Origin of the sequence: Pseudoflavitalea sp. G-6-1-2 (genome assembly GCF_012927185.1) — a bacterium.
Lineage (GTDB): Bacteria > Bacteroidota > Bacteroidia > Chitinophagales > Chitinophagaceae > Pseudobacter.
In genome coordinates this window covers 243,239-264,955 of the sequence record NZ_JABBGB010000002.1, presented here as the reverse complement: position 1 = coordinate 264,955, position 21,717 = coordinate 243,239, and the positions used below count along the sequence as shown (strand labels likewise).

The following is a 21,717-nucleotide window of genomic DNA, read 5'->3' as shown; positions in this document are numbered from 1 at the left end:
ATAATTATGGAGAAGTTTATCATTTTATGATTTGCTAAACGAATCTGGTTCAAGGTACAGAACGGCTAAGACGGAAATTCTGCCTGCCTTCGTTCATTCAGCCATTTGAGCAGCGCTTCCACTTCAGCTTCCTGATCGATGCGGATCTCACCGGCCATCTTTTTGATACCCGCATCAGAGCCGTACTGAATAATGAGGTCTGCCATTTCTATCGCAGCCTGATGATGATGCACCATCAGCACAGCAAAATCGTGATCGATGTCGCCGGTCAGTTCTTCACTGGCGGCCTGTTGTTCCATTTTGTCCATCACAGTGCGCATGGCACTGTTGAAGGCAGCATGTTCGCTGTGCGGCATGCTGTGGTGGCTGTTGAGGTAGACCTGCATCGCTGCGATCTCGTCTTTTTGTTTTTGGATGATAGCGCCAGCCAGTTCGGCAATGGTTTGATTGTTGCCTTCTTCAATTACCAGGTTGCCCATATTGATGGCGCCTGCGTGGTGCAATTGCATCATTCTGCAAAAATGATGATCGGGATCGCCATGCATGCTGGCATGATGCATTTCTTCGGCCATGGAATGCATGGCCTGCATCATGGGATTATCGTGATAGGTTTCTGTGTTCATCAGCATCGGTATTTCAAAAGGCTGCTATAAATATCATACCAGCTGATCATTAACACAATACAGGTGCCCCGTTTCCGGAACACCTGCCTTATACTTCTGAAAAAAGAGATGAATTATTCTCCGAAGATCTCTTTCAGTTTTGCATCGAGTTCCTTGCTTTCGAGACCGAGCCATTTGGCTATGATCTTTCCATCTTTATCGAGCAGCAGTTTTGTGGGAAAGCCTTCGATACCATAGAGCTGTGTTACATCCTGCTCTTTGATGCCAACATCGTTGATCACCTGCATCCAGTCTATTCTGTCTTCGTCCATCGCCTGTTTCCACGCTGCAATAGCCTCATCAGGTGATTTTCTTTCACATGCAATGCCAAGTATCTCAAAACCTTTGCTTTTGTATTTGGCATATGCTTCTTTCAGGTGAGGATGACTTCTTCTGCATGGTCCGCACCAGCTTCCCCAAAAATCGACCAGCACATATTTACCTTTGAGTGAAGACAGCGATACAGGTTTGCCATTTACATCCGGCTTGGTAAAATCAGGTGCGAACTTACCGAGAGCAGTTGCATTGCCTGCTTCGATCTTAGCCGCTACCATCTTACCGTACATGGTTTTCCTGTAATCGTCTGTGAGGTTTTTGAAAGCCTGGGCAAGCTCATTATTTTTATAATCCGTACTCATGGTTGCCAGCAGATACACACTGATAAACGACCCCGGATTATCTTTTACAAATTGCTTTCTGATAGCAGTTCTCTCTGCCCGTGCAGCAGTCATTTCCTGCCCCAGCTTTGCATCAGATTCCTTCGTATTTGTTTTCTCCCGGCGTGCTTTAGCAGATGCTTTCTGCAATTCCCAGAGTTTTGTGAAAACCGCTTTTTCTGCCTCATGCAATCTGTTGAGATCGTTGTTCATCGGATCACCTTTAATGGTAGCAAGATGGATCTCGGCAGCAGTACCGGTTACTTTGATATTGGTTTGGCTTGAAAGTACTACCTCAAGCGAAGGGGCCGGAGAATAGGGGGCATTGGGATTATCTGAAAAACGCAGATTGCGATCGATCTTTGTATTCAGGAATCCTACAACAGGTTCCATGGCAACATCAGATTTCATTACAAAACTGTTTCGCTTCGCTATTGCAGAATCATATTTAGTGCGTTCAGATTCGGTGCGGTACAACAGCGTCATTTTTTCGTTGCCCTGTCCCTTCAGTTTGCCTTTGATCTGATAGCCGTTCTGAGCTAATCCCTGCATGGCAGACAATAGAGTAGCTGCAACCAGCATGGTTGTTTGTTTCATTTTTATTTTGTTATGGATTTACAGATTAATTATAGTCCGGATTGGGCGCAGTGTTAGGGTTGAGGAATATCTCCTGAAAAGGTATCGGAAGCAATTGAAAACCCTTTGGCTTCAACTTCGAATCGAGCCATGGGATAGCTTTATTGAGACGTCGCATATCGTACCAGCGTAATCCTTCGCCTACGAATTCTTTTCTGCGTTCCAGCTCAACAGCATCTATCATTTCCTGCGGAGAGGTAATGCTGGCTGCATCGGCCGGCACAGCCCCGCGCTGCAATCTTACTGTATTGAGATAAGTGAGGTTAACGATATTGTTTCGTGCATCCGCTTCAGCAACTATCAGGTGCATTTCACTGAGACGAAGAATAGGATAGTTGGGGTTCAGGCGTGGCGACACTTTGAACTTCGTAAGAAAGAACACTTTCTTTCCAACAGAAGCAGCGGTAGAATCGTAGAAATATAGCTTTCGTTTATCGGCAGCGTCGAACTTCTTTACAAGATTGCTGTCGATCCAGATATTGTTGCTTCCTGGCTTCCCCTGTGCAACTGGGCCGGGACCATACACAACAGCAAGGCCGTTAGCAACTGCATTATCCGATGTTTCGGTTTGTCTCCAGATCAGTTCTTTGCTGGTGGTATTGTCGTTGAACATGCTGCCGAAATCTGCATCGAGCTGGTTCTTTCCGGCATCGATCACATCCATCGCCAGTTTGCGGGCTTCGGCATATTTTCCCTGCCACAGATACACGCGTGCCAGCAATGCCTGTGCGGCCTGCTTCGAGGGCAGCAATGAATTGCCGTTATAATCGCCGAGATTTCCGATAGCTGTGTTAAGATCTTTGACGATCTCGTTGTACACTTCTTCTTCTGTATTGCGGAACGGTTTTGCATTCATAGGCTCTCTCCCGTTTACAATGGCTACACCGCCGAAATGCTGTACCAGCCTGTAATAATTGTAGGCACGCATAAACTTTGCTTCACCCAGTGCGGTACCCAGCGTACCCTCTTTTTTATTGTCTTCTATATATCGGATTACCTGATTGGCAGATAATATGCCTTTGAATGGATTTACATATGCGCTGGATGCATTCGAACTGGTATTGGGAATATTATTGTTTTCAAAGTCTATATAACCGGTGCCCTGAACATCATCAGCCATAATATCCTGCAATACATAAAACAGATAAAAGGCATTGGCAGTACTTTGCTGATAGATGCCGCGGATCAGCAACGGAATTTCCGCGTCGGTGATCTGTGCCACGGAAACCTTGTCGTTTGGAAGCGGATTGTCGAGCAGTTTGCCACAGGCTGCCATACAGCAAACCAGCAACAGGAGTAGAATATTTTTGATTTGGGACATGGCGCTGTTTTTAAAGATTAACATTAAAGCCAACAACAAAAGAGCGTGGGTTAGGCGTATTGCTACTCATCACACCGGTGTTGGAGACCGCTTCGGGATCAAAACCTTCTGCTTTGCTGATGGTGAACAGGTTTTGGAAACTGGCATATACCCTCAGTTTTCTGATACCTGCAGATTTCATCCAAACAGCAGGCAGAGAGTAACCCAATGTAATGTTACGCAGTCTCGCATAGGATGCATCTCTGATGAATGCAGTGGATGGTTTGAAATTCCAGTCCACCTGATCCTGCGGCCCATGAGCTCCGGCAACGAGTCGGGGAACGGAAGTCGGGTCGCCTTTTTGTTTCCAGCGGTCGAGTACCGAAGTGAATTTATTGGGCATTACGCCGAATGCATCGAGCCTTGTATCACGCAGTGTTTGCTCATAGAAGTCGTACACTTTATTGCCATAGGAGAATGTCCAGAAAAGGCTCAGATCAAAATCACGGTATCCTGATTCAATATTGAGTCCACCACTGAATTTTGGCAGTGCGATCGGCACATAGATATTGTCGAGATTGTTGATGATCTTATTGCCATCCTGATCGGCATAGATCATATCGCCGGTTTCGGGATCCACACCACGTGCTTCGAGCACCTGTACCATTCCAATCGGAAACCCAACCCTGTTACGGGATGCAGGCCCTCCAAAAACAGTGGCGCCATATGCTGCGGTGCTATCGCGCATTGAAATCAATTTGTTGCGGTTGATGCTCAGATTGCCGTTAACAGACCACCTGAATTTTCCGGCTTCATCACGATAGCCTGCTTCCAGTTCGATGCCCTGATTCCGGATGCTTCCCAGATTGTAACGGTATGAATTGCCACCCAGTGAATAAGGTTGCTGCAAGGAAGTGAGCAATCCTTCCGTAAGCTTTCTGTATACACTTCCGTTGAAAGTGAACATACCATTCCACAATTCGAGATCGATGCCTATATCGGTTTGTTTGGTTGCTTCCCAGGACAGTGCAGGGTTGCCCAATGTATTGAACGCACCACCAATGTGCAGCGAAGGCTGTCCGAGATAATTGCCGATGGTGTAATTCACAAATCTGTCGAGCCACCCGATCGATTTGATATTGCCGGTTTTCCCCCAGCTCGCACGGAGTTTAAGAAAAGAGATCATTTTGTTTCCACGCAGGAACGATTCTTCGGACAGTACCCATCCTGTACCTATTGCCGGCAATGTGTTGTAACGATAGCCAGGTGAAAGTTTGGAACTTCCATCATTGCGTACACTCAGGTTGAGCAAATATCTGCCGTTGTAACTGAGATTGGCCCTGGCGAAGGTTCCCAGTGCATTTTCAAGATATGCATTGTTATAAGTAGCGATGGTCGATGGCGGCGCGTATGTTCCACCGGCTGCAGGGCCGGAAACACTTCCGATCATCGGGAACTTGCGGAGTTCATAACCATTTCCATTATTCTCTGCGTGATAGAATACGTAACCGACCGTTGCAGTACCGGTAAGTTTCCCCGCACGAATATTATAATTGAGCGTATTGTCCCAATTGTAATTGAGTGAATTATTGAATGTAGCCACATACTTTCCCGTATCGAATTTCCCTGTATAGGTTAGGGGAGAGTTGTAGGTAGTATTGTTGATGGAACCTGAGCTGAGGCCAAACAGTGATTTGAAACTCAGGTTCCTGACGATATCTATTTCGGCACTGATATTTGCAAGCACTATATTGGTGAGCAACTTATTGTTGTTATCGCGCAAAACACCACGTGGGTGCTGTTGCTGCCCAACATAGAAACCGAATGATCCATCTGCATTCAGCACCGGTTCTTCCGGTGAATCGGGTCTTATCTGAGTGGCGGCAATATAGGGAAACGACATTTCTTTTGTAACGCTCCGGCTGTAATCCACACCGGCAGACAGTTTCAGCCATCTGGTAAGTTTGTGGCTGCCATCGAGCTTCACAGAATAGCGCTCTCTGTTGCCGCTTCCGATGGAATTCTCTTCGGAATAATGCCCCAGCGATACATTGTAATTGGTGAGATCAGAACCTCCGTTTACAGAGAGCTGCTGATTCATTACCAGTCCATTGTTGATGATATCCTTTACAAAATCGCGGCTGCGGTTTTCGAGTTTAAGTGCATCAATCTGTTGTTTGAGGTTTGTTTTTTCAGTATTGAGTTGTGCAATCTGAACAGGGGTGAGGTTCCCTCCGGCGATTTTTGCATCGATAAGGCCGATGCGGTTATTCCGTGATTCGGTGAATAAAGTTCCATACTGTTCCGTATTCAATACATCGCGGTAAAACGAAGGTCTGTTCACCCCCACATAATTGGAAAAGGCTACAGATGGCTTAGCGCTTTTTTTCCCTTTTTTGGTGGTGATGATGATCACGCCATTCGATCCCCGCGATCCATAGATCGCTGCAGAAGCTGCATCTTTCAATACATCAACAGATTCAATGTCCTGAGGATTCAACGACATGATGATATTGTTGAATACAGTGCTGTTATACTGATCAACAATCACTCCGTCGATCACAAAGAGAGGAGGATTCTGGCCGATATCCGCCGACTGTACACCGCGGATCAGAATATTTGGAGCCTGGCCTACAGTGCCTGAAGCGCTGCTCACATAAACCCCGGAAGCCTTTCCCTGCAATGCCTTTGTAACATCGCCCACCACATTCTTCTCTGCATCGAAGCCGGTGACTTTTGAAATGGCCCCTGTATTCTTTCTCCGTTCCTGTGAACCATAACCAATTACTACCACCTGTAGCCTGGTATCTGTAAGCGACAATGTGATTTGAATCATTTTCACAGTTCCCACCGGTTGTTCTTTTTCTACATAACCTGTATAGGAAACCAGCAGCACTTCACCGGGATTGACATCGATAGTGAACTTCCCATCCTGATCAGTAGTGGTACCGCGATCGGTCCCTTTTACTTTAACGGATGCGCCTGCAAGTGGTTCTCCATCCTGATTCTTCACCATACCGGCCAACGGTGATCTGTCGATGATCACCAATGCCGGATCCATTTTAACTGCAGTGATCTTCTTCGATAACAGAATGGTACTGCTCTCGATGTTAAAGGTCAATGGCTGATCTTTAAGAATGAGATGAAGGAAATCTTTCAGTGGCATTTCATTCACCGAAACAGTAACAGGATGGCTGTCTGCCAGCAGGTCTTTGCTGGTGAAAGTAACATAATTGGTTTGCTTTTTGATCTCGGCAAACACTTGTTTCAACGGCATTTGCCGGGCAGACAATGTGATAGTTTGTGCTATGCCTGCAGCGTGGGCAGACATCAGAGTAGCAATAAGCAGAACAAGCGTCAGTTTCATGACAAGCAACAATTTGGTGGAGCTTCGCATGCGATCACGGGGCGGCGGGTGCCCTTGCACCGCCTCGAAGCCATAAACAGTTTTTTGCATAAATTGCAATGAGTTTGGTTGATAAAAATGGTTCTGATACTCGTTTTATTCAACTGAATGCAGCCGGTGGTGCGGTCCAGGCACTGCCGGCTTTGTTTGAATACATTGTTATTGCAGTACTATCAGCTTTCGCCCTTCAAGCCTGAATCTGATGCCAGTTCCCGATAGTCCTTTCAGCACTCCCGAAAGCGGCAGCTGCCTGTTCATTTCTCCTACGAATTCTTTTTGCGGAACAGCGCCTTCATAGATTACATCTACATTGTACCATCTTTCAATCTGATTCATCACTTCTGCCACACCTGCTCCCTCGAAGTTGAAGAGTCCGTTCTTCCATGCCATGATCTTACTCAGATCTGGTTTGGCAGCAAGTGTTACCAATTCAGATCCATCCGCAATAACAGCCTGTTGCCCTGGCTTCAATACAAGGCTTTTGTCGGATGCGTTGCTCACTTTCACCACTCCCCCCAACAAGGTGGTTCTTATAGCAGTTTCATTTTCGTAAGCACTTACATTGAAACTGGTTCCGAGCACCTGCACCAGAGAACGGTTCTGCATTTCAACAAAAAAGGGTTTCTGTTTATCTGTTACCACTTCAAAATAGGCTTCACCGGAGAGACGGATCCTTCTTGCATTCCCATTGAATGCAACAGGGTAAGTGATGGAGCTCGCTGCATTGAGCCATACTTTAGATCCATCGGGGAGAGTAAGCTGGTATTGCCGACCCTTCGGTGTTTGCATGGTGTTGAACAGCTCTTTTCCATTTTCGCTTGCTGTGGTGTTATACACAATGGTTCCATCTGCATTCCTGATCACTTTTGCACTGCCTTCGGTAGCAATAAGACCACTGGAAACACTGTCCAGCACAATAGTTCTGCCATCCGATAAAGTGAGTACGGCGCCTTGTTTGCCGGGCAGAATTTCCTGTTGCACTGCTATCTGATCTGGTTTGAGGGAAGTGGATTGCTGCCTTTGAGCAATCATCCACCAGGCTGCACCCGCAATAATCAGCAGCACGGCTGCCACCGCCCATTTGCGTGTCCGGAACAACTGAACAACGCTTCCACCTTGCTTTTGGGGCAACGGAGATGCTGTGGCACAGGCAAACATGGTTTCCCAGTCGATCTCCTTTGGAGCCGCAACATCATCGGCTGACTGGTCTGCTGCATACAAGGCGGTGATAGAGTTTTTCAGATACTCCTGATCACCTGACTTACCGATCAGCGCAAACAATTCAGCTGTTTCTGCAGCACTGGCCTGTTCCGCCAGATGTTTCTGAAACAACGATGCTATCCTTTCTTTATCTGTCATAGATTGCTTGTTGAATAAGGTTGGTTATTGCCGGAGCTGGTTTGATTTCGCCAGCCCCTGTACAGAATGAGTATTCCCAACAGGCAGTGGGAGTAATGCCGGTTAAAATATTTTTTTGCAATAAATTTTACCTGCTAAAAAAGGAATAGGGCAATCAGCGGCGAATGCTTTGAAACAATGCTGCGGAGGTTCTGCAAGGCAAGCGCCATCTGCTTTTTAACGGTGAGTTTGGAGAGATGAAGCCGTTCGGCGATCTGCTCATAACTCAATCCTTCTTCACGGCTGAGGCGGTAAATGAGTTGGCGTTTTGTGGGCAATTGCCGGATGGCAAATTCAAGTATCTGCTGGCTTTCCCGAACATCGATCCATTCTTCGGTATGATTATCCCGGTCTTCGGCACGTTTCATCAAGGCCTGCAGCCTGGCATTATCGCCCGCTGTTTTTTTGAGAAAGCGAAAGGTTTTGTTGTATGCAACAGTAAAAATATAGGCCGGAGGGTTCTCTACATTTTCCAGATTGGAACGGCTTTCCCAAAGTGCTGTGAAGATCTCCTGCACAATTTCTTCGGCAGCATACCCGGATTTTGTAATCTTCAGTGCCGCTGCAAATAACCTCAACCTGTAAAGGTCAAACAACTGTCTGAATGCAGCAATATCGCCGGCCGCAATCTTTTTGAACAGTTCCTGTTGCTCGTATATGGAAAGAGTTGACAAGTGATCCGCTACATTTTATGGAAGCCCTAAATGTAGCAATTAATTCACTAAACCGAAGAAACCGCTTCCTTGCAGAGATGGCAAATCAGTTGACAATTTCATTCTTAATCTTCGAAATACCTTTTGCCTTCAGAAGAGATCAGGCCCGATTTATTGTTTTTAGCACTGAACACAACTACCAGATACCGATGCTTGTTCTTCTCGCCGGGCATAGGAATCCTTACTTTTTCAAGGCTCCTGAATTCCGGTTTGATCACTACATTTTTCTTCCTGCCATTTATGAAAAACAAGCCGTACAGTTCATCCTGTTTGAGCACGAAGAAATCACCATTTCCTCCTCTGATAAAATCGTAACCTGCAATTAATACTTTTCCGGAACTATCTACCACAGCCATTTTACCGTCGATTTTTACCACGTATCGTTTTTCTAAAATCTGGCACCCTTCATAGAAAACACTTTCATAGAGGCATGGAAGAAGTGTTTGATTCTTTGAATTGATGATACCCCATTTATGATCCTTTTTTACTACAAGCCGTCCTTCTGCTTCCCCATATCTGTCAATCTCATCGTAAACAGGAGGGATCTCATCTCCTTTGAATTCCTTTCCGAAATGAAATCCGTATTTGCCATTTTGTTTATACAGGCGCGCATCGTAGGCTTCCTGTGAGTATACATACTTGTCGTTGTCATCATCATCACTCCCGATCTTTACATTTTCAACGTACTCTTCACTTTCTTTCTTCTCTGCAGGTACATTGATCTTTTCTTTTGGAGTTCCCGGAACGCCTGAAGGCAGCATCGGAATGATGAGTTGTTTATCATTCCCTGATACAAGCACTTCGTTATTTTCGAAGCTGGCGGAATTATAAATGGGTTCTGCAAGCAGGTTGCCTGTAGCTGCATCGAAGACGCCAAGTTCTCCCATTCTTATAAAAACCGTAAACAGACTGTTAGTCAGATACTGTATTAACCTGTATTTGGCAGGAGGAAGCAACTCTTTCCCTGAAGGCAATGCATACAATCCATAATAGTTATCATTGGTTACCACGATGGCCGTTGCAGACCTTGGCGGTTGTTTGGCATCCGGCCTGTCTACCAGTACAGATATGCGTTTATATGATGGAGGCAATATTTCCTGACCTGATTTGTCGATCAAAGCATATCCACCTCCTTCAACATAGTTGACTACACTATAATCATCATAAAATAGAAATGCGCTGTTGAACCGGGGTTCTATTTTGATCTTGCCGGAAATATCCGAATAACCATATTTATCTTTTACACGATAGGGGATCAGTTCATTTTCCTGCGCAGTCAACTGAACTGAACAGGAGAGGATAAGCAGAAAAATCAGGGTAGTTTTCATAGAGAGTAATGATAATAAAAATAGTTGCAGAAACAAAGCAAGCAAGCAATCGTACTTAAAACAGAAAGGGTTGACTCAATGGTCAACCCTTTAATTTTTAGTATCAACATTAATTTTATTCAGCAGTGAGTCTTGCTACAAAACCGCCGCCGGGGGCGAGTTTCAGCATCAGCCTGGACTGCTTTGTTACAGAGATGGTTTCCATTTTGAAATCCTGTGCATTGCGGTCTGCATTGATGCCATCTTTCCAGATCTGCATTTTGTATTTTCCTTCAGGCAGGAAAGAAAGGTCGAGTGGCAGTTCGCGGGCAGTCCAGTTACTCATTGCACCGATATACCAATCTCCATTAAGCGCTTTTCTTGCAGTGAGAATATGTTCGCCTACTTTTCCACTTACAGCAATGGTAGAATCCCACACAGCAGGCACCGATTTCAGAAACTCCATGCATTCAGGTTCTTTGTAATAATGTGTTGGGTTATCTGCCAGCATTTGCAGGGGGCTTTCGAACACCACATACATGGCTAACTGATGGCAGCGGGTACCGAGGCTCATGGGATTGCTCCAGATGGGCGCCCAGTCGTCGCGTTGCGCATTGAGCATCGCACCGGGGGTGTAGTCCGCCGGACCAGCGGCCATGCGAATGAAAGGGAAGGTTACGTTATGATCCGGGCCGATCAATTTTTGGGGATCCCATTTGCTTTGCTCCATTCCGTATACGCCTTCAAAACTCATTACGTTCGGATACGTGCGGTAGATGCCGGTCGGTTTATAGGCTCCGTGAAAATCAACCATCATATGATGCGCGGCAGCTGCTTTGGCAGTGCGTTCGTAGAAGTTCACCATTGGCTGATCGTCGCGTTGCATGAAATCTACTTTGATGCCACGCACTTTCCATTTGGCGAAGAGCGCGAGCGCTTCATCCATCTGTTTGTCGAGTGCATACCAGTTAACCCAGAGTATCAGTCCTACGTTTTTGGATGCCGCATAGCTGCTCAGTTCATCCATATCCATTTCGGGTTTGGGATGAAGCAAGTCGCGTGTAGGGCACCATCCTTCATCGAACACCACATATTCGACTCCGTTCTTAGCTGCGAAATCGATGTAGTATTTGTAAGTAGCAGTATTGATGCCTGCGCGGAAATCCACGCCGTAAATATTGTTATCGTTCCACCAGTCCCAGATGGCTTTGCCGGGTTTCACCCAACTGAAATCACCGGTGGATGGAGTGGCGAGCTGATATACGAGTTGATTGGTGAGCAGGTCTTTGTCGTTCTCCGCAATCATAATCAAACGCCAGGGCAGGGTAGCAGGGGCAGTTTTCTTTGCGAGGAAAGATGCCCGCTCTCTCACCGGCTCATCTCTGTCTGACGTAAGTTCTACGCGTGTGGGATAATGCGGGAAAGTTCCCTGCAAAACACCGTTGCCACTGCTTTGCAGCCACATGCCGGCATAGTCGAGCAGATCGGATTCAGTTACCATCAGCTTTACCCCATTGGTTTCAAAAAGAGCGGGAAGACTGGCCAGGCTGTGCTTTCCACTGATGCTGTCGACAGGCAATTGCTGATAGAGCCTTTCGTTGTGCGACATGAAACCCTCTTCCACAGGATACCAGCTCTTGCTGCCTGAGCTGAGACTGATAGTGACTTTTTCTTCATTCACCGTATAAGGATTCTGAATAGCAGTTACCCATCTCCATGCAATACCATTATCGTATGCACGCCATTGCAACTCCAGTTTATTTTTGAATGCCAGCGACATTGCATTGAACTGATCTCTGATGCGGCTGTTCTTTTGTTGCACTACCGGTTGCAGCCACTGATCTGTTTTACTGCTCACAGCTTTCTTAACCTTGAAACCACCGGCGTTATCTGCCGATGTAACCAGATGTACCACAGAACTGTTCACCAGTTGCGTACCATTGCGGAACACACTGTAACGGATGCTGTCCGTTACCGAAATGCGCAGTTCAGTTTTCTTATCGGGAGAGCTCAACCTGTATTCCTGTGCTGCCAGTGGCTGCATACAACAGAAGCATGCGGCAACGGGTAGCATTTTTGAAATGATCCTGATCATCGATATATAATTTTTGGAGGGGAACATTGTATCGGGCAACAAGTTACTTTGCACAGCTGATAAATGGAGCAATACTTTCAGGATTGTTTCCACAGTCCGGTGCACAGCATCACCATCTCCACAGAATACCCGCGGAGCGTGCGATTGAAGCCAATAAAATACTTATGAATGTTTGTTTACAGCAGGAGCTACTTCTGTACCAAGCAGCTCTATGGCATGCAGTACTTTCTTATGTGGCAACGTGCCTACACTGATATGAAGGAGAAAGCGTGTAAGTCCAAAGAGTTCTTTGTAATAAAGGATTTTATCGGTTACCTCGTTGGCGCTGCCTACGAGCAGTGATCCTTTTTTAGATCGCATTGCCTGAAACTGATGCGGGTTCATGGCAGGCCATCCGCGTTCGCGGCCCAGCTGCGTCATCACATGCTGGTAACTCGGATAAAATTCAAGCGCAGCCTGATCAGATTCATCAGCGATATAGCCATGTGAATGCACAGCTATCTCCATTTTGGCGGCATCATGCCCGGCACTGAGATAGGTCTCTTTGTACAGATTCACCAGCGGTACAAATTGTTCGGGACTTCCGCCGATAATGGCCAACGCCAGTGGCAATCCCAGTTTTGCCGCACGGATCACGGATTGTGGTGTGCCGCCAACGGCCACCCATACCGGCAGTTCTTTCTGGAACGGGCGCGGATATACGCCGAGGTTTTTGATAGAAGGACGGTGTTTGCCAACCCAGTTTACTTTCTCCGATTTATTGAGCTGTACCAGTAGCTCAAGCTTTTCTGCAAACAGCTCATCATAATCTTCGAGGTTGTAACCAAAGAGCGGGAACGATTCGATGAAAGATCCTCTTCCTGCCATTATCTCTGCTCTGCCATCGGAAAGCAGATCGAGGGTGGAGAAATCCTGAAACACACGAACAGGATCATCGGAACTAAGTACGGTAACAGCACTGCTGAGTTTGATGCGTTTTGTTTTTGCAGCGATGGCTGCAAGAATAACAGCAGGAGAACTTGCAACAAAATCCGGACGATGATGTTCGCCAATTGCAAACACATCGAGGCCAACTTCTTCGAGCAACACTGCCTCTTCGAGCAGATGATGCAAACGTTGATGGGGAGAAACTGTTAAACCTGTTTCCGGATCGGGAGTACGTTCTACAAAAGTGCTGATACCTAGTTCCATATTGTGGGATTATTGCCGTTTATGTATAGTAATTTATGCAAATATCATCAAATATGATGTGATGCAACGATTAAACATTCGTTATGGTCAAGTGAGCATATACAGTAACACGGGCCGGCCCTGCTTTGTTTAATTATTAAATCGTCACTAAAAATGTTCACTTCCAAACTAACTCGTTTTGCGCTATTGATTCTGGTAGCCGCATCAGGCATGGCCTGTAAAAAAAGTAAGGATAAATCCACGCTCGAACAATTACAGGAATCAACATGGAATGTAACAGAAGTTACATTTCCTGGTAATGATCCCAAACCGGCGCTTTTTTCTACAGAGATCAAATACGACTTCGCCATTGATAGCATGGTTGCTACATTGCAGACCCGCGAAACGGAATATCGCCCTATATTTATAGACATCCCGCTTTATGGTAAATTCGGCTATGAGGTAACTTCAGATAAGTATCTGAATATAGATCCTGCCTATGGCCCACCCGCAAAAGCAACCTGGGAAATTCTTTCCCTTACTAAAGATAAATTGAGGATAAAATTTCTGGGAAAAGAAAAGACGGTTGATCCTGGAACCAGTTCTTATATTTTGCTTACTCCTGATGTAGTAACACTTCAGGCAACGCCACGATAAGAAACAGAACTTTACATGATAAAAATATTATTGCAGGCGGTGATACAATAAAAGTCCCCCTGCAAGGATTATACGCCACCCCAGCTTCTCACATCAAACACCTGGTTATACTACAAGGCGTATGGCGAATTTGAAAACAATTCCACAAGTTCTTATTTTATCCTGCCCGATTCCGGCATCTACAAGTTTGATCAGAACAAGGTCTATCTAAGACAGGTGAGAAAAGACAAAAGCGTAATGCTTTACACGTATCCATTCAGCACGGTATCTGATACTGAAATGGAATTCAGCAGTTCGGAAGAGCCATTCGGACTGGGTAAAAAATGGAAAATCATTGTACTTACAAATGACACACTGAAACTGGAGCGCCGGCCTGAAAACCCTGGTTGGGGCGAAGCCTTGTATCTTCAGAAAACATTTGTAGCAATGCATTAAAGTGAGAGACAAGGGGCCGATGGCCCCTTTTTTGGCGGTTGGCAGCAACCGCAAACCCATGCCTGTTCTGTATTTTAACAGATTCATGCAATTACTTGCTTCTGGTTTTCAGTAGATTCATATACCATTACATTAACCTATTAAACTTTGGCATATGGCAATCCTGACAGGTAAGCTCAAATTCACTGGCAGATGCGGAGATCTCATCGGCTACTATCGAAATGGAAAGCATTGTTTACGCAGCATGCCGATGCATGTAAAGCAAACACACGATACACGCAAAGCAGCTAAGCGTTTTGGCGAAGCCAGTCATACCGGCAAGCTGATCAGGAATGCATTGGCTCCTTATCTGTATGGAAAAAAAGACAGAGAACACGTAAATCGTCTCAATAAAAATCTTATTCAATCAGGAGTAGGGGGTCTCAGCGGTTATCGCTTCAATCAGCAGACGTCTGTCTCACATTTCATGCAATCGCCAATGCTCGGCGAAGACAATAGACTCCGCATCACCAAAATCATAATGCCGCGGCACATTAAGGTTACGCATATGGAATACAGGCTCATTGCTTTGCGATTGGATTTAACTACAGGAGAAGTTCTTCAATCAATCGAACGCTCTTATATGCATAAGTTTGTGGCCTGGTCGGAGCAATTTACTCCAGTTGAACTCGATGCCAATCTTCCCGGAAAAGGCACACTGATTGTAGTGTTGCAGGTCAATCCATTTCAGGGAAAATATCCTTTGTATGATAAGCGATACCTGGCTACAGACATCATTAAAATTGAAATGCCTGCTGCAAATACAGTTTCTAAAAAGCAGCGAAGAAGGCAACAAAAAAACGAGCATTTAAAGCTACAACCGGCACAGTATTCGCGGCATACAGGCGACAAGCAAGAACTTCAATCTGCATCAGATTTAATACCGGCAACAGGCAACGCAACAACTCAAAATAATCGTCTGAAAGAACAAAGGGAATAGTAATTGATCCTCCCACTCCCGCATTGAAAAATATCAGGGAAGATTTTATGGATGAACTATTTCAAAGTCAAATTCCGAAGCAAGGCTTCGCGGATATGTATTTTCTCAACTATCGCTTTTCTTCAATTTTCACACATACTGAGTCCTCCATGTTACCTCCATCACCATCAATTCTACCTCAAATGCTGTTGCCCACCCTCCGCAACTGCAAAATCATCTCCTCATTCCACAATAACATCATGTACTACTCACCTGCAGACCGCTTCCGCATCAAGTCCACATCAACAGCATTAAATTCTTCAGTCTGCCCGGTAATTACTGCCATCTTACCCGCTTAATACCTGCTCTTGTATCCTCCACAGGTCCGAGGTGATCATACGTAAAGCAAGAGTAAGGAAGCGTTACCACTTATAATTCCTCAGCCACCGGCTGAAAGCCTGCATCTGACCTGCATTTGCAGCAACCCATTCCTGTGCTGTTGAATCGCGGCCTGCAGCACAAATAATTTCCGCAGCTGTTTCAGCATATCCAGCCCGCTGCAACGCACTAAAGAATGGACAATAAAAATCTAAGAAGAAATTGTGTTGATCACCCGTATCGATCAATGCCAGTATTTCAATCCTGCGCCGCACTCTTATGTCAATACTGTTGGTACTATCAGAGTCCAGAGCTCCTTCGGCTGCAGAGAGCACCTGCATTGCCTGCAAGGTTTTGCTGAAAGCAATATCGAGTGCAGAATCAGGTCGCAGGACATTTACATTATTCCGTAACCTGTAATTATTGCTGTTCACCGGAATTCCAACCGCAGCACAAAATGCTGCATATGCCATTGAAGTCTTTCCTGCATTGGGTTCCAGCAGGAGGTAAGTGCTTAACGACAATGCTGCTGCAATGCGGTTACTGTTTCGCATAATGGTTCCCAGTAACAAATGCGAAGCAGCATGCGATGGCTGAATGCGCAATGCCTGCTGCACATCATTAATTGCCAGCATCTGCATTTGTTGCCTGTCGTAAGCAATGGCCCGGTTAAAATACAACAGATGATTATCAGGAAATTTGCTGATGCCCTCATTATAGATCTTAATCGCATCATCGGTCTGTTTCAGTGCATCCAGCGAAACACCATAATTAACGTAGATGTTATCCAGCTCATCGCCCTTGCTGAACCGCTTCAGCACTGCACTGCAGAGCGCTGCGCAAGCGAGGTATTTCCGGGAGGCATAGAGGGAAAACGACTTTTCGTACCATGCCAGCAGATTGGCCGAATCCAAACGGATCACTTCATCATAAATACTGATGGCGGCATCATACTCACCCGCGTCGTGCAACTTCACGGCACGCTGCAACCGGGTAAGGGTAGAATCTGGTTGTGATTGAACATCACCCCCATACATAACAACAACCAATAATATGAGTAACCGCATCTGGTAATATTTACACATTGGATGAACACAATAAAATAATTACATATCGTTAATAATGCAACTTTCACATACAATAATTAACGCTTCACATACATTTGCAGCAATAGCGGGGAGTGAATACTGATATTCGCCCGCAATTAATCAACTATACCCTTTTATACTAAATCAAATTCATGAAAATCGCAAAGCTTTCATCCGTTACCCTGGCCGCCGTACTCGCATTTGGTGCATTCACTACAAGTTGCAACAAAGTAAAAGATGCCATCAAAGTAAATGTGCCTCTGCAGCAGGCTGAGTACACTTTCGATCTTACCCCAGTTGAAGCAGGTACACATACGCTTGCTGAATACTCCATCAGATTCAACGTTGATAGCGCTATCAAAGCGAATGCTTCTCAGTTCGATATCAACAATATCAAGTCTGTGAAAATTTCACAGGTAAAAATCGCTGCATCAAATACAGATGGTGAAAATCACTTTGGCCTGTTATCTGCCTGTAAGGCTCAGATGAAATCCGATACCAAATCGGAATTCGTTACAATCGGGGAACTGAATAACAATCCCGAAACCGCAGCGTCGAGCCTTGACCTTCCTGTTAAGAGTGATCTGGAACTGAAAGATTATTTCAAGGGAACTCAATTCTCTTATGTTCTTTCTGCCACTGTACGCAAGGCCACTACCAAAAAGCTGACCTGCAAGGCTACCGTTAAATTCGATGTTACCGTAGGTTTATAATAACTGTCCAATAGTGTGTAATCAAAGAGAGTGTCTCCTGTTTTTGTGAGACACTCTCTTTGTTTGCTTTACTGATCCTGCTTTCTATCTTCTTATGATAATGGTCTTCTTTGTTGTTTTTCCATCCGCAGTGATCTGCACATAATAAAAACCTGGCGCAAGAGTGCTGGTATTGAATGTAACTATTCCCAGGCCGTTTTTGTTCTCTATTGTTTTAAGCAATGTACCCCGGTTGTTATACAGTTTTGCTATGTATGCTCCACCTGTGTTTTTTGCATTGCCCGCCACCGCCTGTTCCGGCTCTACAGAAACCGTACTGCTGGCAGGGTTAGGGAATACTTTGAATGCACGCCCTTCCGGCAGGCATTCCTGAGTATAGAAAGTATAATCATAAGTATTGATGCCACAGGCGCTGGACACTGTTACCCTGATCTTGATCCAGGCATACTGACAGCACAGCCCATCAAAACCAAACTGGTTGCCGGAATTCCACCAGGGCATAAGTGCAGGCGAGTAATCAATAGGAACAATACTGGTTACAGTTGCACCGGGCGTAACATTAACGGTTAATTCTGAATACTTATCATATCCGCAGATAACGTTGATACCATCCCGCAGGTCTCCATATGTAGCGAAAGGATTGGTGTAGGAACCGCCCGTTACTTCCGGAGGCGGAGCGATAGTGATATTCTTCCTGGTAGTAGCAGTTCCACAACCGGTAGAGATATACACTTCTACCCAGGCTGCACCGGTTGCAAAAGCCGCCGGAGTTACGGTGATGGCATTACCCGATCCCGAAATGGTGAGGTTGCTGCTGCTTGTCCAGGTATAACTGGCCCCGGGGATCGACTGCACGGAATACGCAACGTTGGAGCTGCCGGTACAGAAGGATTCATTACCGTTGATCTTAGTTGAAACATAATACCGGTAATCTGTAGTTCCAAAAGGGGTATCATCTTTATGGTGATTCATCAATGGGAACCTGTTCCATTTGGAGATCCATCGGCCGGGAGTACTGGTAGTAATGGCGGAGTGATCACCACTGCCCCAGGATACTTTTGCGGGATAGGTTTCGCTGCATACCTGTACATAACTGCCATCAGTCATGTAAATATCCTCCTCTGTTGTTACATAATAACCAATCCAGCGGGCTGGTCCTCCCTCGGCAATACTCCACGCATAACCATGACAGTTGAACCTGCGCGACGAACTGTATCCATCACCAAAATAGGATAGTTGTGTTCTGTTGGGAGAAGAATAATAACTATCATAAAAAGCCCTGTCTGCCGTGCTCATTTCCGGCACAATCCAGGCAGTAACTGAACTGCCTTTGGGAGTAGAGAGATTGCTTTGTGTTTGTGAAAAACTCAGGCTGCTGATGCACAGCAATAGTATGCAGAAAAGGAAATAATTCTTTTTCATAACAATGAATTGAAGTGAATGGATAGGGTTATCTGCTGATGGCACGTGCATTGGTGATCACGGATTTCCAGCTGGCCTGGTCTGCGATAATGCCTTCATCCAATCCGGCACCCGCCTGTTTTTTGTTGTTCCCTGAGATCCGCCGGGAGAGATGATAAGCCGGCCAGGCAGTCACGGAGAGTGCAACACCTCCATACACTTCAGGGTCTTTCTCTTTTGCATCATAATTGCTGATCAGTTGCTGCAGTAATTTTTTCTGATCGCTGACAACAAGTTTGCTCTGCAGCTCTGGCTGAGCCAAAAGCATCTCCATAAAATTTAGCCTGAACGAATAACCACCCTTTTCAATCAGGGGAGTAATAAATTTCACGGAATCCACCGGCATTTTTCTGTACCGGGCGATGCAGACTGCAGGGAGATCACTGCGTTGAAGCAGTGCATTGAATGCTGTAAAATATGTCTTCAGTTTATCCATGCCTTCCTGCAGGCTGTTGAAAACCATTACGTCAGTGAGCAAGGGATAATTGAGAACGCTTTCCAGCAGTGCGCTGGTGGTAAGATCCTGCACCACCTGTTGCGGGATCTGGCTGGCATCCCTTTTTTCTTTGTAGGTTTTCAGATTGTCCCAGGCTGCGGAGCCTTTTGCCATGGGATACTGATAAGGCTGATCGTTTTTCTGTGCGAAGAGAAACAGTGGTACCAGAAATACCACCAGCGTGATAAGGTGTTTTTTCATAAACAAGGTTTAAGTGAAGAGATGGGATAAGAAATGTTCTGTACAATATAGACTGATTGCAGATAGGCTGCAAGCCGCAAAAACCTGCAAATTCATCCGCCCCTGATTCTATGTATGTTAACATTTTTGGTCAGCTATAATGAATGAAAAGAGCCGTCTCATATGCTGAGACGGCCCCTTGTTTATTCCTGAATATACATGGCGGCTTATCCCGCAGCATTCATATATTGAATATGTTTTGCTTTCAGTTTTTTAATGAGCGCTTCGTCCCTGGTGAATACACTCATGTACAAAGCAGGATCTGATACTTGTACGCCAGGTATTGTGATCTTGCGCGAATGGAATACAGCCACCAGTTCATTCCCTTTAAACACAGGCCAGAAGCGGGGGCTGGGCGATGGACTAAGATACATCGCATCGTAATACATATAACCCTGCAACTCATCGAGCAGGCCGGTGAATGTTTCAAACTGATATGATTTCAGAAATGGCTGCATGCGTTCGAGCGTGAGCGGCTTACTGCTGTCTGCTGCCAGTTGCATGAACACATTTTCCATCAGCGTTTCTTTACGGATATTATTATCTGTACTGAATCCGCCGATCACCAGACTTTTTTCGTTGTTGTATTCTGCTGTTTCCCAGGCTTCGAAATCTTCGAGCGCTTTTCCAACCGGTTTTCCTCTCCAGGTAAGTACAGCTCCTTTGCTGATCTTAAGGCCGTCTGCTACTGTAGGATCGATGAGAAGTCCCAGTTCAGTCCATCCGTTTTCCGGTTCTCTGGCAGTGACTACAGTCTGATCGTTGAGGGAGAAGATAGCTTTGCCTTTCACTTTATCCCGCACATTGGCAGGCCCATCGATATGTTCGCCCAACAGATTTTCAGGCACGGAATACGCAACAGGTTTTGGAGCTTCAGTCACCTTTTTTGCGCTGTCTGCCGAAGATTTAGTGTCGCCGGATTTTGCATCGGGCTGCTGACAGGCAGCCATTACCAGCACACTTAAGGCTATTGCAGTCTTTTTCATAGTGTACATTCCAGGTGTTACCAATTTTTATCAAGATAGCAAGGTATTCCCAATTGATCAAATTCAGTGCAAAAGCTGCTGCCATACTGTAACACGGCAACGAAATATTCATTATCTTCACAGTCCTTTTCTTTCCCTTAAGTCCAGTTATAACTCCCACCCGGACCAATTTTACAACACTCAAAATTGTAACCATGCACAGACTGGACAAAAAAGTTGTATTCATTACCGGAGGTAATTCAGGCATCGGCAAATCATCTGCCATAGAAGCAGCCAAAGAAGGCGCCACTGTTGTGATAGCCGATCTGGCTTCCGTGAATCATGAAGCCACTATCAGAGAGCTCAATGATGCAGGCGATAAGAATGCCCTCTTTGTACCCATCGATATTACAGATGTGGAGAGCGTAAAAGCTGCCATTGCTGCTACCGTTCAAAAATTCGGCCGCCTTGATGTGGCCCTCAACAATGCCGGTGTAGGTGCTCCGTATTCAGGCATCCACAATATGGATGAAAAAATCTGGAACAAGATCATTGCTATCAATCTCACCGGTCAGTTCTATTGTGTGAAGTATGAATTGCAACAATTTCTCAAACAGGGCGGGGGAGTGATTGTGAATGTAGCAAGTCTTGCAGGCCTTGTTGCTGAACCTGGATTAGCGCCTTACACTGCTTCCAAACACGGCGTGCTCGGCCTCACCAAGAACATAGCTGTGCAGTATGGAGGACAAAACATAAGAGCCAATGCTATTTGTCCATATTACATTGAAACGCCTTTACTGAAAGATCTCAATGCAAATGCCCGCGAAGCATGGATACAACGCACTCCCATGAAGCGGCTTGGCCAACCCGAAGAGATCGCGAAAGCATTTATCTACTTTGCTTCCGATGAATCATCTTATTGCAATGGTACTATCATGGCTATCGATGGAGGTGTACTTGCAGGATGAGTCTGCAAACATCTT

Annotated in this window: 18 protein-coding genes; 5 read left to right on the top strand and 13 right to left on the bottom strand. The window is 45.6% G+C overall.

All coding sequences use genetic code 11. From position 1 onward, the window contains the following. Nucleotides 1–65: 65 nt before the first annotated feature. The 9 genes from HHL16_RS10720 to HHL16_RS10680 form a co-directional block, all read right to left on the bottom strand. Nucleotides 66–623 carry a DUF305 domain-containing protein gene (locus HHL16_RS10720; RefSeq protein ID WP_169425205.1) on the bottom strand — a complete coding sequence of 186 codons (558 nt, stop codon included), beginning with the start codon at nucleotides 621–623 and terminating at the stop codon, nucleotides 66–68. A gap of 113 nt (nucleotides 624–736) precedes the next feature. Continuing rightward, nucleotides 737–1,915, bottom strand: coding sequence for a TlpA disulfide reductase family protein (locus HHL16_RS10715; protein WP_169425204.1), 1,179 nt, complete (start codon nucleotides 1,913–1,915; stop codon nucleotides 737–739). Between the two features lie 25 nt (nucleotides 1,916–1,940). Beyond that, nucleotides 1,941–3,275, bottom strand: coding sequence for a RagB/SusD family nutrient uptake outer membrane protein (locus HHL16_RS10710; protein ID WP_169425203.1), 1,335 nt, complete (start codon nucleotides 3,273–3,275; stop codon nucleotides 1,941–1,943). A gap of 10 nt (nucleotides 3,276–3,285) precedes the next feature. Further along, a complete protein-coding gene (locus HHL16_RS10705) occupies nucleotides 3,286–6,621 on the bottom strand; it encodes a TonB-dependent receptor (protein ID WP_169425202.1) in 3,336 nt (1,111 codons plus the stop codon). A gap of 198 nt (nucleotides 6,622–6,819) precedes the next feature. Continuing rightward, nucleotides 6,820–8,019, bottom strand: coding sequence for a FecR family protein (locus HHL16_RS10700; RefSeq protein WP_169425201.1), 1,200 nt, complete (start codon nucleotides 8,017–8,019; stop codon nucleotides 6,820–6,822). A 134-nt stretch (nucleotides 8,020–8,153) separates the two neighbouring features. Beyond that, entirely contained in the window at nucleotides 8,154–8,732 is a 579-nt protein-coding gene (locus HHL16_RS10695; protein ID WP_169425200.1) for an RNA polymerase sigma-70 factor, read from the bottom strand. Nucleotides 8,733–8,836: 104 nt separating this feature from the next. Next, complete coding sequence (locus HHL16_RS10690; RefSeq protein WP_169425199.1) at nucleotides 8,837–10,099, bottom strand: WG repeat-containing protein; 1,263 nt, start codon at nucleotides 10,097–10,099, stop codon at nucleotides 8,837–8,839. Between the two features lie 115 nt (nucleotides 10,100–10,214). Next, entirely contained in the window at nucleotides 10,215–12,173 is a 1,959-nt protein-coding gene (locus tag HHL16_RS10685; RefSeq protein ID WP_240966094.1) for a glycoside hydrolase family 97 protein, read from the bottom strand. A gap of 162 nt (nucleotides 12,174–12,335) precedes the next feature. Next, complete coding sequence (locus tag HHL16_RS10680; protein ID WP_169425198.1) at nucleotides 12,336–13,364, bottom strand: LLM class flavin-dependent oxidoreductase; 1,029 nt, start codon at nucleotides 13,362–13,364, stop codon at nucleotides 12,336–12,338. A gap of 153 nt (nucleotides 13,365–13,517) precedes the next feature. Here HHL16_RS10680 and HHL16_RS10675 point away from each other — a divergent pair, with 153 nt between their 5' ends. The 3 genes from HHL16_RS10675 (at nucleotide 13,518) to HHL16_RS10665 (ending at nucleotide 15,414) form a co-directional block, all read left to right on the top strand. Continuing rightward, nucleotides 13,518–14,000, top strand: a complete 483-nt coding sequence (locus HHL16_RS10675; RefSeq protein ID WP_169425197.1) for a hypothetical protein — start codon at nucleotides 13,518–13,520, stop codon at nucleotides 13,998–14,000. Nucleotides 14,001–14,216: 216 nt separating this feature from the next. After that, on the top strand, nucleotides 14,217–14,435 hold the full coding sequence (locus HHL16_RS10670; protein WP_169425196.1) for a hypothetical protein: 219 nt from the start codon (nucleotides 14,217–14,219) through the stop codon (nucleotides 14,433–14,435). A 154-nt stretch (nucleotides 14,436–14,589) separates the two neighbouring features. Continuing rightward, the gene (locus tag HHL16_RS10665; RefSeq protein ID WP_169425195.1) at nucleotides 14,590–15,414 is read left to right on the top strand and encodes a hypothetical protein; all 825 of its coding nucleotides are present in this window, start codon (nucleotides 14,590–14,592) and stop codon (nucleotides 15,412–15,414) included. Between the two features lie 401 nt (nucleotides 15,415–15,815). Here HHL16_RS10665 and HHL16_RS10660 read toward each other — a convergent pair whose 3' ends face one another. Then, the gene (locus HHL16_RS10660) at nucleotides 15,816–16,838 is read right to left on the bottom strand and encodes a tetratricopeptide repeat protein (RefSeq protein ID WP_169425194.1); all 1,023 of its coding nucleotides are present in this window, start codon (nucleotides 16,836–16,838) and stop codon (nucleotides 15,816–15,818) included. Between the two features lie 173 nt (nucleotides 16,839–17,011). Between HHL16_RS10660 and HHL16_RS10655 the strand changes: the two genes are divergently transcribed. Further along, nucleotides 17,012–17,572 carry a hypothetical protein gene (locus tag HHL16_RS10655; RefSeq protein WP_169425193.1) on the top strand — a complete coding sequence of 187 codons (561 nt, stop codon included), beginning with the start codon at nucleotides 17,012–17,014 and terminating at the stop codon, nucleotides 17,570–17,572. A gap of 84 nt (nucleotides 17,573–17,656) precedes the next feature. On the opposite strand, the gene HHL16_RS10650 is transcribed toward HHL16_RS10655, so the two are convergent. The 3 genes from HHL16_RS10650 to HHL16_RS10640 form a co-directional block, all read right to left on the bottom strand. Next, nucleotides 17,657–18,994: a T9SS type A sorting domain-containing protein gene (locus HHL16_RS10650; protein WP_169425192.1), complete on the bottom strand. Its 1,338-nt coding sequence runs from the start codon at nucleotides 18,992–18,994 to the stop codon at nucleotides 17,657–17,659. A gap of 28 nt (nucleotides 18,995–19,022) precedes the next feature. Continuing rightward, complete coding sequence (locus HHL16_RS10645) at nucleotides 19,023–19,730, bottom strand: hypothetical protein (protein ID WP_169425191.1); 708 nt, start codon at nucleotides 19,728–19,730, stop codon at nucleotides 19,023–19,025. A gap of 206 nt (nucleotides 19,731–19,936) precedes the next feature. Next, entirely contained in the window at nucleotides 19,937–20,755 is an 819-nt protein-coding gene (locus HHL16_RS10640) for a hypothetical protein (protein WP_169425190.1), read from the bottom strand. A gap of 194 nt (nucleotides 20,756–20,949) precedes the next feature. On the opposite strand from HHL16_RS10640, the gene HHL16_RS10635 reads away from it, so the two are divergent. Further along, a complete protein-coding gene (locus HHL16_RS10635; RefSeq protein ID WP_169425189.1) occupies nucleotides 20,950–21,702 on the top strand; it encodes an SDR family NAD(P)-dependent oxidoreductase in 753 nt (250 codons plus the stop codon). The last annotated feature ends 15 nt before the right edge of the window (nucleotides 21,703–21,717 follow it).

What these genes read in the sequence shown, in the direction of transcription:
- HHL16_RS10720 (WP_169425205.1), bottom strand. Translation starts at nt 623, where the DNA reads ATGAACACAGAAACCTATCACGATAATCCCATGATGCAGGCCATGCAT.
- HHL16_RS10715 (WP_169425204.1), bottom strand. Translation starts at nt 1,915, where the DNA reads ATGAAACAAACAACCATGCTGGTTGCAGCTACTCTATTGTCTGCCATG.
- HHL16_RS10710 (WP_169425203.1), bottom strand. Translation starts at nt 3,275, where the DNA reads ATGTCCCAAATCAAAAATATTCTACTCCTGTTGCTGGTTTGCTGTATG.
- HHL16_RS10705 (WP_169425202.1), bottom strand. Translation starts at nt 6,621, where the DNA reads ATGAAACTGACGCTTGTTCTGCTTATTGCTACTCTGATGTCTGCCCAC.
- HHL16_RS10700 (WP_169425201.1), bottom strand. Translation starts at nt 8,019, where the DNA reads ATGACAGATAAAGAAAGGATAGCATCGTTGTTTCAGAAACATCTGGCG.
- HHL16_RS10690 (WP_169425199.1), bottom strand. Translation starts at nt 10,099, where the DNA reads ATGAAAACTACCCTGATTTTTCTGCTTATCCTCTCCTGTTCAGTTCAG.
- HHL16_RS10685 (WP_240966094.1), bottom strand. Translation starts at nt 12,173, where the DNA reads ATGATCAGGATCATTTCAAAAATGCTACCCGTTGCCGCATGCTTCTGT.
- HHL16_RS10680 (WP_169425198.1), bottom strand. Translation starts at nt 13,364, where the DNA reads ATGGAACTAGGTATCAGCACTTTTGTAGAACGTACTCCCGATCCGGAA.
- HHL16_RS10675 (WP_169425197.1), top strand. Translation starts at nt 13,518, where the DNA reads ATGTTCACTTCCAAACTAACTCGTTTTGCGCTATTGATTCTGGTAGCC.
- HHL16_RS10665 (WP_169425195.1), top strand. Translation starts at nt 14,590, where the DNA reads ATGGCAATCCTGACAGGTAAGCTCAAATTCACTGGCAGATGCGGAGAT.
- HHL16_RS10660 (WP_169425194.1), bottom strand. Translation starts at nt 16,838, where the DNA reads ATGCGGTTACTCATATTATTGGTTGTTGTTATGTATGGGGGTGATGTT.
- HHL16_RS10655 (WP_169425193.1), top strand. Translation starts at nt 17,012, where the DNA reads ATGAAAATCGCAAAGCTTTCATCCGTTACCCTGGCCGCCGTACTCGCA.
- HHL16_RS10650 (WP_169425192.1), bottom strand. Translation starts at nt 18,994, where the DNA reads ATGAAAAAGAATTATTTCCTTTTCTGCATACTATTGCTGTGCATCAGC.
- HHL16_RS10645 (WP_169425191.1), bottom strand. Translation starts at nt 19,730, where the DNA reads ATGAAAAAACACCTTATCACGCTGGTGGTATTTCTGGTACCACTGTTT.
- HHL16_RS10640 (WP_169425190.1), bottom strand. Translation starts at nt 20,755, where the DNA reads ATGAAAAAGACTGCAATAGCCTTAAGTGTGCTGGTAATGGCTGCCTGT.
- HHL16_RS10635 (WP_169425189.1), top strand. Translation starts at nt 20,950, where the DNA reads ATGCACAGACTGGACAAAAAAGTTGTATTCATTACCGGAGGTAATTCA.